We start from the raw sequence: 15,289 nt of genomic DNA, 5'->3' as shown, positions 1-15,289 counted from the left end.
GAGCTTGGAGCATAAAAATTCCCTCCAGTTGCTGCCTACTTTAAGTGTAGCAACAACTTAAGGGAACATAGCGAATAACAATGATGACTAAGCCTTTTTTGTACCACGGACAGGACACCCACTGGGTAACGGTTTCAGAACACGCCTTAACCCTAACGTTTGCCAGTGAAGCTGACACGCTGATTTCCACTATCTTTATTCGTTGCGAGCCAGACAACGAAGAGTTGCTCATAGACATGGAAAAAGGGAGAGCCGAAGGTAGACTCCAATACTGGCATGGCCAAATACCTCTTAACCAAGATAAAGCCTTAACCCATTACTGTTTCAAAATTATGCAGAATAGTCGCCAATGGTGGCTCGACAGTAAAGGGATTAGCCCTCGAATGCCTGGCAGAGAATCACATTTCAAATATAACGCCCAGCACCAACCTCCAGCGTGGGTCAAAAGTCAGGTGTTCTACCAAATATTCCCAGACAGGTTTAACAATGGCGATCCATCTATCAGCGTTGTGGATAACGAGTACTGCCTAAAAGGTAATGAACGACCAACTATCGCCAAAAAGTGGGGCGCGCCGGTATCGGATTCTCATGACAGCAACGGGCCGAATGAATTCTTCGGCGGTGATCTAAAGGGAGTTGAAGATAAGCTGGATTACCTGGAAAAACTTGGTATTACGTCACTGTACTTGAACCCTATTTTCCAAGCACCGAGCAATCACAAGTACGATACCACTGATTACACCCGTATCGACCCGCACTTGGGTAACAATGCGCAGTTTGCTGATATGGTTGAAAACCTCCACCAGCGCAATATGAAAATCGTGCTGGATGCAGTTTATAACCACACGTCGGTCAACCATCCATGGTTTAATCGCTACCAAAAGACACAAGAAACACCCGGCGCATTTGGCAACCCTGACTCCCCTTTCCGCAGTCATTACCAATTCGACGGTGACAGTGAACATTACATTGGGTGGAAAGGCATAGATAGCTTACCAAAGCTCAATTTCTCAAATCCAGAAGTCCAAGATTATATCTATGCCGGTGACGATGCCGTTATCAAGCAGTGGCTTCGTCCGCCGTACAATATTGATGGCTGGCGTTTTGATGTTATCCATATGCTAGGTGAAGGTGTTGGCGCTGCCAACAATGCCCATTATGTCAAAGCCTTCCGAGATGCTGCAAAATCTGTCAATCCAGACTGTTATGTTTTGGGTGAACACTTCTTTGAAGCCACCAGCTGGCTGGAAGGCGATCAAGAAGATGGTGCCATGAACTACTACGGCTTTGCACATCCGGTAAGAGCTTTCTTCGCCAACAAAGATATTGCCTACCATAACTGTAAAATTGATGCTGCCGAGTTTGCTGATTGGCTAGAAGAAGTTCGCGGTAAAGTGCCATGGCAAAACCAACTGGCACAGCTTAACCAGTTGGACAGTCACGATACTATGCGCTTTTTGACGACATTGAACGGTGACCAAGACACCATGAAACTGGCTCTACTGATGTTGTTTACCTATGTTGGCACACCGTGCATTTACTACGGCACAGAAGTCGCGCTAGAAGGAGGCCATGATCCGGATAACCGCCGTTGCTTCCCCTGGGATCGAACTGAAGAGCCTAGTTCGACATACGACTTTGTTAGCAAGCTTATCGCGAACCGTAAGTCCCATCTGGCTTTACAGGAAGGAAGCCTTCATTGGCTGCATGCCGAGCAACAACAACTTGCCTACGCCCGTACTCTGGGCGATGAAAAACTGCTGACTTTGATCAATAACAGCGAGTCATCAAAAGCACTGACCCTTTCTGTTTGGCAGTTAGGCATAGCTGATGATACCGTTCTAAAAGAATTGATCACCGGCGATGAGTGGGAGTGTAAAGATGGGGTGCTAAACATCACTCTTGCAGGGAAAGAAGGCCTACTCCTGACGTTGTAACGTCGGCTTTTACTATTACATAACATCATTCAATAAGCCCTTACTGTCACTTCATAGTAAGGGCTTTTTAACTAACTGCATTCGTGCTGAGTACACCTAGCAGAGTGCTAAAAAAATTAATTTTAATAATGGGTTTAGCGAGATAAGCATCCATCCCCGCATCAAAACAATGCTGCTTTTCACTTTCCATAACATTCGCTGTTAATGCAATAATAGGAACCTGACTGCCATTGTTCGTCTTGCGTATTATCGCCGTCGCTTCCAAGCCCCCCATCTCCGGCATTTGGCAATCCATCAAAATCAAATCTGGAGTGCAGGTTTTCATATAATTGACAGCTTGAACACCATTTTCGACCACATCAATGTTCGTTAACCCCATAGACTTAAGAAAAGCGATAACCAGTTGCTGGTTCACGGGGCTATCTTCCGCAACTAAAATTCGAGTATGAGCAAACTGGGATAAGTCGCATTCTGTACTATCTAGCCTCTCCAACGGATTGACATCACTGATTGATAACGCTTTTTCCATAGATATTCGAAAATAAAATTCCGTTCCCTCACCTTCTTGGCTGATCACACTGAGTTTGGTCCCCATCAACTCACATAACCGACTTGAAATACTCAGCCCAAGACCAGTACCACCATATCGCCTAGAAATGGAACCGTCTGCTTGAGTATATGATTCGAAAATACTTTCAATTTTATCAGCCGAGATCCCAATACCACTATCACATACCCGAATGCATAGCTCCGCCTCATGAGGTTTATCCTGTAAGATCTCTACCAATACATTAACAAAGCCGCGATCAGTAAACTTGACCGCATTCCCTAATAGATTCGTAATAACTTGACGTAAATGCTGCTCATCGCCGTTAAAGTAACAGTCTTTTTCAGGCGGTAAGCTAATATTCAAATCAAGCTTTTTTGCTTTAGCATCCAAATGAACGGTTTTGACACATGAGTAGATAAGTTGGCTCATATTAAAAACTGTTTCTGATACTTCAACCTTGCCGTTTTCAAGTTTGGAATAACTCAAAATTTCATTAATAAGGACTAATAAGGAACACGCTGATTCTCTAATGTACTCAACCTGCTGACTTGCTTCTTGATCTAAGTTTTGCTGTTGCAAGCACTGCACGAAACCAATAATGCCATTCATCGGCGTTCTGATTTCATGGCTCATATTTGCCATGAACTCGCTTTTTACTCTGATAGCTTGATCCAACTGCTCGGCCTGGGATTCTAACGCCTGATTGAGTTCTAATAACTTTTTGTTTCTAAAAAATAACTTCGCATCAGAAGCTTGTACTTTTCTCGCTAAACACCCTACCTCACTATCCGACTCTGTGAATTCGAGTAAACTGACTTCCCCTTTACCAACCAAAGAGAGTTGCTCTGTGATTACAGAAATAGGTTTAGTTACACGGGTATAAACGTAATAAAGAATAAAGCACAGCATAAGAATAAAGGGGAGAGAGAGCTGAAATAAAGAGAACAGTAAATCTTTTACTGTATAAGAGCCTCGATAATACACGGCATATTGGGCAATAATTTCACCATCAAACAACATATCGCTGACAATATTGAAATAAAAGCCTGAATTTAATATCCCTGCTTGCTTAACGTCGATAGCCGAAAAATCACTAGCAAGACTATTCTGATAGCTATGGGTCAACTGGCCTTCAAGGTCAAAAATACTCACCGCTGAAATTTCATCATAATTAGAGTAAAAACGGTTTAGCTTAATTGAACTTTCATGATCAGGTCTTAAAAACGTATCTATAACCAGCGGTGAAGATGTATTCATTAGCACCTCAACTTCCTTTGTCACACGTTTTACATTTTCTTGATAGGTAAAAAGCAGTGACACAAACATTGAGGCCAGCATAATCAAGCCGATAACAACAAAAAGCCTGCGAGCCAATACACCTTTTGTACACATTGTGACCGCTGTCTTTCTTCGACTCTCTGCCATCTTATTGCTTCCCCTCCAGTTCAACCGGCATCGTTCTCATGGCCTACCCTCTTTGCTATCTAAGCCAACGGCGTACCTTCTGAGTATTAAGTAACCCCACGTCTTATTTAAAAGGCAAGAAACGCACCAATTTAGCAATGAAGTAATCCGTTGTTTATAAAGGAGTAGTTACGGTGGTAAGCATCCATTAACCGATAGATTCAATTTGAGAGTCAAATTGCTAAGCGTATTTGTTAACGTCCAAAAATAAGTATCATCATTTTTTACGGGCCACAGATTCAAAGCAGTGAAAATCTTGCGTCACATCACTGTTTCAACTTGCGGCAGATCACATTTACAAGCCGTTAATTTTACTAGGATAAAAACCGCGCTAACGTTACACTTCCCGCCATAAAATTATAACAAAAACATTACAAACCGCTCTGCGGTCTCTTCCCTAACGTGAAAGGTCCAAACTAACGATGAGTCCAGAAAAATACCTTCTAGACTGGCAAACAAGCCAAACCAATGCCGAATCTATTTCACCGCTACTGGGTCAGCTATACCGGCAAAAAGGCGTTGAAGTCCTCATGTTCGGCAAACAAATCGTCAATACCTCAGTCATCGATATCGTTAAATCTCACCGTCTTTCCCGCCGCTACACAGGCTCTGAGCTTTCCCCAGCACAAACACTGCCTCTGATCCAAGCACTCTCGACGCTTGATCTTTCGCCTTGCCGTGTGGATATAGGCCAGCTTGCGCACAGCTACTGGTCAAACAACGAAGATGAAGCCAATATCAGTGATTACCTGCAAACGGCATTACTTGAATCACTAAATAGTAGCCAGTCCGTCGAAACCCGTGATGTTGTTCTCTATGGCTTTGGCCGTATCGGTCGCCTACTTGCTCGTCTACTGGTCGAAAAAAGTGGTCAAGGCTACCCACTTCGCCTTAAAGCGATTGTAGTCCGTGGCGGCAAAGGTGGTGATTTGGAGAAACGAGCCAGCCTACTACGTCGTGACTCAGTGCATGGACCATTTAATGGCAGCATTACCGTCGATGAAAAGCGTAAGGCTATTATCGTCAACGGCAACTACATCCAAGTGATTTATGCCAATAGCCCAGCAGATGTCGATTACACAACATTCGGCATTCACAATGCGCTTGTGGTAGACAACACAGGTATGTGGCGTGACCGTGAAGGATTAAGCCAGCACCTAGGTTGCAACGGTTCGGAAAAAGTACTGCTTACGGCCCCGGGTAAAGGTGATTTGAAAAATGTCGTTTTCGGCGTCAATGAATCAGAGATCCAAGAAGACGATACCATCGTTTCGGCAGCAAGTTGTACAACCAACGCCATTACCCCGATCCTTAAAGCGATCAATGACAAATACGGCATTGATTCCGGTCATATCGAAACAGTCCACTCATTTACCAATGATCAGAATCTCATTGATAACTTCCACAGCGGCGAACGTCGTGGTCGTTCAGCATCACTGAACATGGTGCTGACTTCTACCGGTGCGGCAAAAGCGGTCGCCAAAGCCTTGCCAGAGCTATCAGGAAAATTAACAGGAAATGCGATTCGGGTACCAACACCCAATGTTTCGATGGCGGTTGCTAACCTGAACCTCAATAGTGTTGCAGAAAAAGACGAGCTTAATGCCTACCTGCGAGATATGGCGCTCAACTCGCCACTGTCAGGCCAAATTGACTATACAGAATCAACAGAAATCGTCTCGTGCGACATTGTAGGCTCACGCCATGCTGGTGTTGTTGATGGCGCGGCAACCATCGCCCAAGATAAACGCTGTGTCCTGTACATCTGGTACGACAATGAATTTGGCTACAGCTGCCAAGTTGTCCACTGCATGGAGCAGATGATGGGCGTGCGTTACAAGACTTACCCCGAAGTGAAATAGGTTTAACCTGATCACCTCAAGCGGTTGGCTGAAGAAAAGTTAGTCGCTTGGGTATATTTCCCTTCCATCACAATAATAATATTCCTAGCAAACTTTGCCGCCATATTTTCTGGCGGCTTTTTTTGCCTACCAACAAAAAGCTCGCCTTTGCAGCGAGCTTTTTTCAACTTAACGGCCTAGCTCTTATACCAATCTGGATAAGTAGTTGATCAAGTATTTATGTAGGTTGGTATTACTTATTGCCTAAATGTAACCATGTCTCAACGACCGTATCTGGATTTAGGGAAACCGAATCGATTCCCTGCTCCATCAACCAATCGGCTAAATCATCATGATCCGATGGTCCTTGTCCGCAGATCCCAACATACTTACCAGCTTTATTTGCTGCTTTAATTGCCATCGCCAGCATTGCTTTAACTGCTTCATTTCGCTCATCAAACATATGGGCAATTTCACCAGAGTCTCGGTCGAGTCCCAAGGTCAATTGCGTCATATCATTGGAGCCAATAGAAAAACCATCAAAGTACTTGAGGAAATCCTCTGCCAAAATGGCATTGGAAGGCAATTCACACATCATGATCACCTTCAACCCATTTTCGCCGCGGCGCAGATCGTACTTTGCCAATATATCAATCACCGAGGCCGCCTCGCTCACGGTGCGGACAAATGGGATCATGATTTCAACGTTTTTCAGCCCCATGGTTTCACGAACTCGCTTAATCGCCTCACACTCTAGGGCAAAACAATCTTGAAATTGCTCTGAGATGTAACGCGATGCCCCACGAAAACCGATCATCGGGTTTTCTTCCGTAGGCTCGAATTTCACACCACCCACCAAATTGCGGTATTCATTCGATTTAAAGTCAGACATACGAACAATCACGCGTTTTGGCCAGAAGGCCGCCGCCAATGTTGAAATCCCCTCTGTGAGTTTCTGAATATAAAACTCAACCGGATCTGGATAACCGCTGATTCGCTGATCTATTTCCGCTTTCAGCTCATCAGACTGGTGTTCGTAGTTGAGCAAAGCTTTCGGGTGGATACCGATCATTTTGTTAATGATAAACTCCAACCTTGCTAGACCAACCCCTTCGTTAGGAATGCAAGCAAAGTCAAAGGCTCTATCTGGGTTGCCGACATTCATCATCACTTTCAGTGGCAAGTCCGGTAGGTCATCAACGGCCGAGCGGCGCACTTCAAAGTCCAACTCACCTTCGTAGATGTAGCCTGTTTCACCTTGAGCACATGACACTGTCACTCGCTGACCAGTTTGCAGCAGCTCAGTCGCGTTACCACAACCGACCACAGCTGGAATACCTAACTCACGAGCAATAATCGCTGCGTGGCAAGTACGTCCGCCACGGTTAGTGACTATCGCCGCCGCTTTTTTCATCACGGGTTCCCAATCAGGATCCGTCATGTCAGCAACCAGTACGTCTCCCGCTTGTACCTGATCCATCTGTGACAGGTCGGAAACCACGCGAACTTCACCACTACCAATTCGCTGGCCAATCGCTCGGCCCTCAATCAATGCATGACCCGTTCCATTGAGATGGAAACGCTCCATCACAGTGGCATCATCGCGTGAGCGTACCGTCTCAGGTCGCGCCTGCACAATCAATAGTTCTCCGGTGATCCCATCTTTGGCCCACTCGATATCCATTGGTCGACCATAGTGTTTCTCGATGATCAGCGCTTGCTTGGCCAAGGATTCAATTTCTTGATCGGTTAAGGAGAATTGCGATTGCTCTTGTTTCGAGGTATCAAGAATTTCAACCTGCTTGCCTAAAGACCTATCGTCGGTATAAACCATTTTCAGCAATTTTGAGCCAATAGTACGCCGAACAACCGCTGGATTACCGGCCTGTAAAGTTGGTTTGTGAACATAGAATTCGTCAGGGTTCACAGCCCCCTGGACAACCATCTCACCAAGACCCCAAGAAGAGGTAATAAATACCACTTGGTCAAAGCCGGACTCGGTATCCAAGGTAAACATCACACCAGATGACGCTTTATCCGAGCGAACCATGCGCTGGATCCCCGCTGACAGAGCAACCCCTTTGTGATCAAACCCTTGGTGAACGCGATAAGAAATGGCACGGTCATTAAATAACGATGCAAACACATGTTTCACCGCTTCGATTACCGCATCGATACCACGCACATTGAGAAAGGTTTCCTGTTGGCCCGCAAAAGAAGCATCGGGTAAGTCTTCCGCGGTTGCTGAAGAGCGAACAGCCACCGACAGCATGTCATCCCCCTGAGCCAGCTCTAGGTAACATTCACGAATATCTTGCTCAAGCTCCTGTGGAAACGGTGCTTCAAGGACCCAATTTCGGATAGTCTCGCCCGCTTGCTGCAAGGCATTTACATCTTCAACATCGAGCTCGTCGAGTAGCTGGTAAATGCGCTCGTTGAGTGCGTTTGCTTCCAAGAACTGATTAAAGGCATATGACGTTGTTGCATAGCCATTCGGTACTTTTACCCCCGCATTAGCCAAGTTCGCCACCATCTCGCCAAGAGATGCATTCTTACCACCGACCTTATCAACATCGTTCATTGACAAAGCATCGTACCAGACAACATTCTGTTGCACGGCAATTCTCCTTATTGGATTCAACAGTTTAAAGCAGGTAACCCTTTAGTAAACAATTGCTTTTTGCTGCAAAAAAAAAGCAAAAAATGTCAATTTTTCGAGCAAACCGTCAATCATGTCTCCTTAAGCGTACTTCAACGGATGTTCACGTCAGTAAAGTACAGTTACCTTGTAAGGTTATTGTTATAAATATAAGCGCTAAAAATTCTGTCAAATTTTTCCATTTTCAATGGCTTGAAAATGTATATGTATATGCAATAACTCTGGATATTCACGCATACATAAACACTTTCACCTTTGATGAAGGAGTGCATAACACAACAATTATGCTTTGTAGCACTTAACTTCCGCTTTCAGTTTTTCACCTCTAATAAAAATTATCTAGCAACACATCAAAAAATTTTGAACCTCATCAGGTTTTTGATCTGGCTCAATATTGGTAGACCTTTGAGATGCTCGCAGTGAAATAATTTTTTAACCTTTAAAATCAACAATATAATTAACTCACCAAGTGAATATCAATGAATTTAGATTAATAAAAAGACAAGCAACATCAACAATACTTGCGCTCATACAAGAGCCTTATCTCCGTTATAAAAGCAATCTTTGTAAAAACCTATAAAAGCCAATGTGACATTATCGTTTACAAGATCGCAGCAAAGTGTGATGCAAAAGATAGAAAGTTCGCTAACAGGTGATTATATTGAGTGCTATTAGTCATGCCGCTAAAAATATTTTCAAGGATTAAAATTTTAATGCAATCCAAAACCAATTTACGTGACGTATTCTATGTTTCTGACGGTACAGCGATTACCTCGGAAACCCTTGGCCACGCCGTACTGGGGCAATTCGACATCACAACGCGACAGATGACTCTACCTTTTGTTGAAAGCGTTGAACGTGCCAACAGTGTGAAGCAACAGATCAACCAAGCTTATGAAAAAACAGGGGTTGAACCGTTAGTGTTCTACTCGATTGTACTTCCAGAAGTAAAAGCGATCATTGAGCAGAGTAACGCCCACTTTTACGATGTCCTCAATGCGCTGGTAGCGCCATTGAGTGAAGATTTACAACTAGCACCACAACCGCAGTTACAACGCTCTCATAGCATTGCCAAAGATGCCGACAGCTACCAAGACCGGATTGCGGCTATCGAATACACCCTCGCCCACGATGACGGCGTATCGCTCAACAATCTAGAGCAAGCCGATGTTATTCTTCTTGGTGTATCACGCTGTGGAAAAACCCCGACTTGCCTCTACCTTGCGATGCAGTTTGGGATCAGGGCGGTCAACTATCCCTTCATTGCAGAAGACATGAGTAAACTCCGCCTCCCCAAAGCCATTGAGCCTTATCGTTATAAAACCTATGGACTCACCATCGACACAGAGCGCTTAGTCGAAATCCGCCACGAGCGTTACGCCAATAGCCACTATGCAAGTGTTGAGCAGTGTGAAAGCGAGCTGGGCAAAGTTGAAGCGATGTTCCGCCGCGAGGCTATCCCATACCTCAATACCAGTCGCCTTTCAGTCGAGGAGATAGCCACTCGTTTGCTCGATATTAGCGGCCTTAAGCGTAAGATGTGCTGACTCGGCCTTTAGGTTGTCTCAATGTTTGTTTATCGGCGAGTATTCTGTTTTTTACTACTCGCCGTCGTTACTGAGGATGATTATCACTATCTCATCGCAAAATCTCAATATTGAGAGCTAAAAAAATACAAGGATTCAATCACTTATTAATTTCTTATTTTTCTCCCTATTATTCATCAAAAAATTATCAATTCTTGAAATATGCTTTATTTGAGCTTCAGAAAAATAATAACGAGGTTCCAAAATGATTAGGGTTGCGCTTACAGCATTATCAACAGTATTTCTATTTGCCTGCGGTGGTGGTTCGTCAAGTGATTCGACAGAAACAACAGCAGTCACAATGGATGATGTTAGTGTTAGAACAATTGGTATTGATCAAGTGAATATATCTGGAGAAGACGTTGACTTTTATATTAAAGAGTCAAATGTTGGTGGCGTTTTGTTTGATGAAAACAATAAAACGTACTCCGTTACAGATTCTGATTCTTATTACCATAAAATTAGTTGGACTTCCGCCACACCAATGAGGATTGATGTCGGAACACAAGACACTAACACTCAAGCTAAAGAGTCAAAACAAGATGATATCTTACTAAATAATAAAGAAAAGCTTTGGGCCATAGCTTGGGATGATAACGGTGAACTCACCTTATCAACGGATGTACAGAACCCTGCACCTATTGAAGATAAGTACCGCATTCGCATCTTTACAGTAGAAGATGTATGGGTACAAGTTATCTCAACGGCAGTGTCCAGTACCGAAGTTAAGAAAGGTAACTTCTCTTCTCAAATGATTTTAAGCAATTGTAGCGGGGAGCTTTATTTAGGAGCAAACCAACGCGACATTTGTGACTTAGATATAGGGAAATCTTATTTATTAATTGTTGATGGGGAAAACGTGCTATTAGCAGCAGAAGAAAAATAATAAATATATAAAAAATATAAAATGACAATTATAATTTAGGGTAAATATAAAAATAATATTGCGCTTTGTATTACACGCAGGGAATTGCCTACATAATATATACGTCTGTCTTAACAGAGATACTAAAAAAATCTTATATCATGGAAAGATGACTCTGGTAACTTCGAAGAAGTTTAGGACAAACAAAAGAATACCGTAGGCAGCGGTGGCATAAGCCCCGGCAATTTTTGCCGGGGCTATCTTTATCTAACGGACAGAGTGCTTACTTTGCTTCAGCAACAGCCACTAGCTCTTCATCAGACTTCTTCAAGAACGCATATGTCACACCCGTCACAATCGTACCGGCGGCAATCGCAACCAAATACATCAATACAGGTGAAATTGCATTTGGGATAAACAATACAAACAAGCCACCATGCGGAGCCATCAATTTGGCGCCAAACAGCATAGACAGCGCGCCCGTAAGCGCCCCACCCACCATACAGCTTGGAATAACACGCATTGGGTCACGCGCAGCGAATGGAATAGCACCTTCCGAGATAAAGCATAACCCCAGCACGAAAGAAGCTTTACCTGCTTCAGATTCACTGGCGTTAAACTTACGTTTAGCCAAGAACGTTGCCAAACCCATCCCCATTGCTGGTACCATGCCGGCAGCCATAACTGCCGCCATCGGCGCGTAGGTTTGTGATGCCAGCAAACCAACACCAAAGGTGTATGCCGCCTTGTTAACCGGGCCACCCAAGTCAAAACACATCATACTGCCTAGAATAACACCTAGCAGTACAGCATTCGCTGAGCCCATGTTGTTGAGGAAGTCTGTCAGGCTGGTCATTGCCGTCGAAACTGGGCCACCCACCACGTAAATCATGATAAGACCGGTTACCAAACTTGATAGCAACGGAATGATCAAGATGGGTTTCAGCGCTTCCATGGATTGCGGCAACTTAACGTGATCCGCGATAAATTTAGCACTGTAACCCGCAAGGAAACCAGCAACGATACCACCAAGGAAACCAGCCCCCGTGGAGCTTGCTAGCATACCACCAATCAAACCCGGAGCGAGACCCGGACGGTCAGCAATCGAGAAAGCAATGAAACCTGCCAGTACCGGTACCATCAGCGCAAATGCCGAGCCACCACCAATCGTCATCAGGGCAGCAGCCAGTGTCCCCTCTTGTTCAAAGGCGGTAATACCGAATACAAATGAAAGCGCGATAGAAAGACCACCAGCAACAACTAATGGCAACATATGGGAAACACCGGTCATCAAGTGCTTATAGGCACCGGTCTTCTCTTGTTTTGCATCACCTTCAGATGCCGATCCCGCTTGGTGCTGATAAGGCATCGCTGTTGAGAATGCTTTTTCAAACTCTTCTGTCGTTTTCTTCAGAGCTGCACCAGTGCTGGTTTTATACAGCTTCTTACCAGCAAAGCGAGCAAGATCCACTTCAATATCAGCAGCAATAATCACCAAATCCGCTGCAGCAATTTCTTCAGCAGTAAGTTGGTTCTTCGCACCGACTGAGCCACGGGTCTCAACCTTGATTTGGTGGCCCTGACGCTTACCTTCTTCTTCCAACGCTTCAGCAGCCATGAAAGTATGTGCAACACCTGTTGGACAAGCGGTAATCGCCACAATTTTCTTGCTAGCCGACTCGCCCGATACTTCTTCGTTTACGGCAGTTACCGCTGTGAGTGCTGATGCTTGACTGACAGCCTGAGAAAGCGCCGCTTTCGGATCTGCCAAAACATCTTCAATTGAGATTTGCGACAGCTTCTTACCTTTGAAGCGTGTCGTATCCACTGCGGTATCCGCGGCAACGACGATACAATCAGCGTCATCAATAACGGTCTGGCTCAGGGCCTTCACCGGCACGACAGAAGACTGGCATTCAACCGCTGCGGTCCATTTAAGATCTGCTGCTGCCTTTTCAATTAGGCCAGCGGCAATAATGCTATTTGCAATACCACTTGGGCACGCTGTTATTACTGCAATTTTCATTTCAACACCCTCTGATCTGAATCAGCTATTCACGTTATTTAATTGGACATTTTCTTTTACTTTCAGCACTTGGTTGATATCTTCAACACCAACGCCTACTTGGCTGACAGCCAATGCAGACAATGCTGTGGCAAAGCCCAATGTCTCTTTTTTATTCCACTCGTTAAGCTGTCCCCAGCACAAACCTGCAACTAATGTATCCCCAGCACCAACAGTGCTCACTACATTCATTTTCGGTGGCTGGGAGCGAAGCCAACCTTCGCCGTTGAGCCACATAACGCCTTCCGCGCCCAATGAAACAACCACGTTGGTAATGCCTTTTGCGGAAAGTTGTTCTGCTGCTTCCAGCAAAGCATGTTCAGATTCGAGTTCACGTCCGGCCCAATCAGCAAGCTCTTCGTCATTAGGTTTGACCAGCCATGGCGAAGCATCCAAACCTGCGGCAAGAGCAGCCTTGCTGCTATCGAAGAACACCTGCTTACCGTTATCGTGCAACCATTGGATCCACTCTGCGCATTTTTCAGGGGTAATACCTCGTGGGAGGCTACCTGCAATCACGAACACATCATGGCTCTCGGCCAAAGTGTGCAATGTCGTTTCGAAAGCCTTTAGATCGTCTTCACCCACTTCTACACCCGGGAAGTTGATATCACTAACCTGACCACCTAGCTCTACCAATTTGACGTTTATTCGGCTGGCACCCTGCACCCGTACAAAGGCATCCTTAGCACCTAGCTCTTCAAACAACTGGCAAAACGGCTCTTGGTTATCTGCACCTAACAGACCCGTTACGGTAACTTTCGCACCCAGTTCTGCCAGTACTTTCGCCACATTCACGCCCTTCCCTGCTGGGTGCAATGTACCGGTATTAACTAAATTCACTGTGCCTGGGTTAAGAACATCGAGACTACCGGTGAGATCCAAGGCTGGATTAAGCGTAACCGTCACGACCTTTGGCTTGTTATTCATGCTTTGAGATTCAGTCATACTATTTGCCCTCACCAAGCCCATCGGCAATTGCTTGTCCTATTGCGACTAATGCTTCATCTGCATCATCACCCTTTGCCGTGAACTGTAATTCGTGGCCTTGTTTAACGCCTAACGCAATCACCTTCATAAGGCTCTTCGCATTAACAGCTTTACCTTCACCATTTAGGTTGGAGACTAAAATATTACTGTTGAATTTCTTGGCAACGCTTACCAGCATGGCACCCGGCCGGGCATGCAAACCGTGTGGATTGTGGATCTTGAAGACTTCGGTATTACCCTCAAGAGCTTCTTCCGTCAAAAGCGTCACGACCTGTTCGGCAGTAGCAGCAAATAACTTTCCTGTTTGATTGGTGAATAACAATTGGGCCAAGTAATTCATGTTATTGACATGCGCGCCATTACAAGCAGCGACAAACAAGAGACCTTTTACAGGGAAGCCTGCGTCTTCAAATTGAGTTGTTGGTGTAACAAAGGCTAGTGATGTCCGGCTGACACCTTTACTACTTTTGGCGATCCATAGACCTTGACCTAGATGAGTAGCGCCAGAGGCAATAGCATCCGCAACGGTCTCGTTACTCGCCGATTGATGGTTTTTCACCAAGCCAGCTGCGACAGCGGTTAGCTGAACAAGATCGGTTGCAGGAAATTCAAGTTGGACATAGCTTTCATCAAAGTCTGCTTCTAACTGAGCTTCACCATTCAAAATAGCAATCAAGCCTGCTGCGCTATTACTCGTTTTTAGCTTGTCCTCAACGCCATCAGCAGACAGTACTTTGGTGAGCTGCTTAAGGATGCCTAGGTGCTCATCAGATTTGGCAGCGATGCCGATCGCAAGATACACCGTTTTGCCATCACCCCAGCTAACCCCCTGTGGGAAGTGATGGACGCGAACTCCAGTCTCTTTCACCAAACCCCGGGTATCTGTTGTACCGTGAGGAATCGCAATACCGTTACCAAGAAATGTTGAGTTCTGTGCCTCGCGATCCAGCATGCCGTTAACATAGCCGGTTTCAACTAGGCCTTGCTGTTCCAAACCAGCAGCAATCGCTTTAATCGCTTCCTGCTTATCTGTTGCTGATTGATTGAGCTGAATGTCTTTTGTTGAGAGTGACAGCATGTGTTTACTCCAGTTTCGTTAAACCTGGTGAAGACCGGTGTCTTCTTCCCCGTCTACACAAATATAAACCTAAATGACCAACTTCATATTTTGCTAACTGAATCGATTCAGCTTTTGGTCAAAATAAAATTTCAGCAGAATTTAGTTCAAGGTTATATCACTGCTGAAACCATTCAGCTGACATGCTGAATGGTTTCAGCTAATATTGCAAATGTGCCAAAGAGATCGTCACAAAAATTTTGATCCGTCGCACA

The 15,289-nt window shown here is 44.9% G+C and carries 10 protein-coding genes; 4 read left to right on the top strand and 6 right to left on the bottom strand.

The features are described 5' to 3' along the window. Positions 1-83: 83 nt before the first annotated feature. Entirely contained in the window at positions 84-1,937 is a 1,854-nt protein-coding gene (gene malZ, locus NHN17_RS11965) for a maltodextrin glucosidase (protein WP_373689560.1), read from the top strand. 67 nt (positions 1,938-2,004) lie between these two features. On the opposite strand, the gene NHN17_RS11960 is transcribed toward malZ, so the two are convergent. After that, positions 2,005-3,912: an ATP-binding protein gene (locus NHN17_RS11960; protein ID WP_255042779.1), complete on the bottom strand. Its 1,908-nt coding sequence runs from the start codon at positions 3,910-3,912 to the stop codon at positions 2,005-2,007. Positions 3,913-4,373: 461 nt separating this feature from the next. Between NHN17_RS11960 and NHN17_RS11955 the strand changes: the two genes are divergently transcribed. Beyond that, a complete protein-coding gene (locus NHN17_RS11955) occupies positions 4,374-5,813 on the top strand; it encodes a glyceraldehyde-3-phosphate dehydrogenase (protein WP_255042778.1) in 1,440 nt (479 codons plus the stop codon). Between the two features lie 11 nt (positions 5,814-5,824). Here the strand turns inward: NHN17_RS11955 and NHN17_RS11950 are convergent, their stop codons facing one another. After that, positions 5,825-5,980 (bottom strand): hypothetical protein, encoded by a 156-nt coding sequence (locus NHN17_RS11950; protein WP_255042777.1) that lies wholly within the window; start codon positions 5,978-5,980, stop codon positions 5,825-5,827. Positions 5,981-6,045: 65 nt separating this feature from the next. Continuing rightward, positions 6,046-8,409: a phosphoenolpyruvate synthase gene (gene ppsA, locus NHN17_RS11945; protein ID WP_255042776.1), complete on the bottom strand. Its 2,364-nt coding sequence runs from the start codon at positions 8,407-8,409 to the stop codon at positions 6,046-6,048. A gap of 755 nt (positions 8,410-9,164) precedes the next feature. Between ppsA and ppsR the strand changes: the two genes are divergently transcribed. Together ppsR and NHN17_RS11935 are read left to right on the top strand one after the other, a co-directional pair. After that, positions 9,165-9,998, top strand: coding sequence for a posphoenolpyruvate synthetase regulatory kinase/phosphorylase PpsR (gene ppsR / locus NHN17_RS11940; protein WP_255042774.1), 834 nt, complete (start codon positions 9,165-9,167; stop codon positions 9,996-9,998). A 244-nt stretch (positions 9,999-10,242) separates the two neighbouring features. Next, positions 10,243-10,923 carry a hypothetical protein gene (locus tag NHN17_RS11935; RefSeq protein WP_255042773.1) on the top strand — a complete coding sequence of 227 codons (681 nt, stop codon included), beginning with the start codon at positions 10,243-10,245 and terminating at the stop codon, positions 10,921-10,923. Between the two features lie 262 nt (positions 10,924-11,185). Here NHN17_RS11935 and fruA read toward each other — a convergent pair whose 3' ends face one another. Genes fruA through fruB form a run of 3 tightly spaced genes read right to left on the bottom strand, consistent with a single transcriptional unit; the run spans position 11,186 to position 15,035 of the window. After that, a complete protein-coding gene (fruA, locus tag NHN17_RS11930; RefSeq protein ID WP_255042771.1) occupies positions 11,186-12,928 on the bottom strand; it encodes a PTS fructose transporter subunit IIBC in 1,743 nt (580 codons plus the stop codon). A 21-nt stretch (positions 12,929-12,949) separates the two neighbouring features. Beyond that, positions 12,950-13,915, bottom strand: a complete 966-nt coding sequence (gene pfkB / locus NHN17_RS11925) for a 1-phosphofructokinase (protein WP_255042770.1) — start codon at positions 13,913-13,915, stop codon at positions 12,950-12,952. Between the two features lies 1 nt (position 13,916). Continuing rightward, a complete protein-coding gene (gene fruB / locus NHN17_RS11920; RefSeq protein WP_255042769.1) occupies positions 13,917-15,035 on the bottom strand; it encodes a fused PTS fructose transporter subunit IIA/HPr protein in 1,119 nt (372 codons plus the stop codon). Positions 15,036-15,289 lie beyond the last annotated feature (254 nt).

Source organism: Photobacterium pectinilyticum, from assembly GCF_024357955.1.
Taxonomy (GTDB): Bacteria; Pseudomonadota; Gammaproteobacteria; order Enterobacterales; family Vibrionaceae; genus Photobacterium; species Photobacterium pectinilyticum.
The sequence above is the reverse complement of the archived record's forward strand: the minus strand, read 5'-3'. Positions and strand labels throughout refer to the sequence as shown.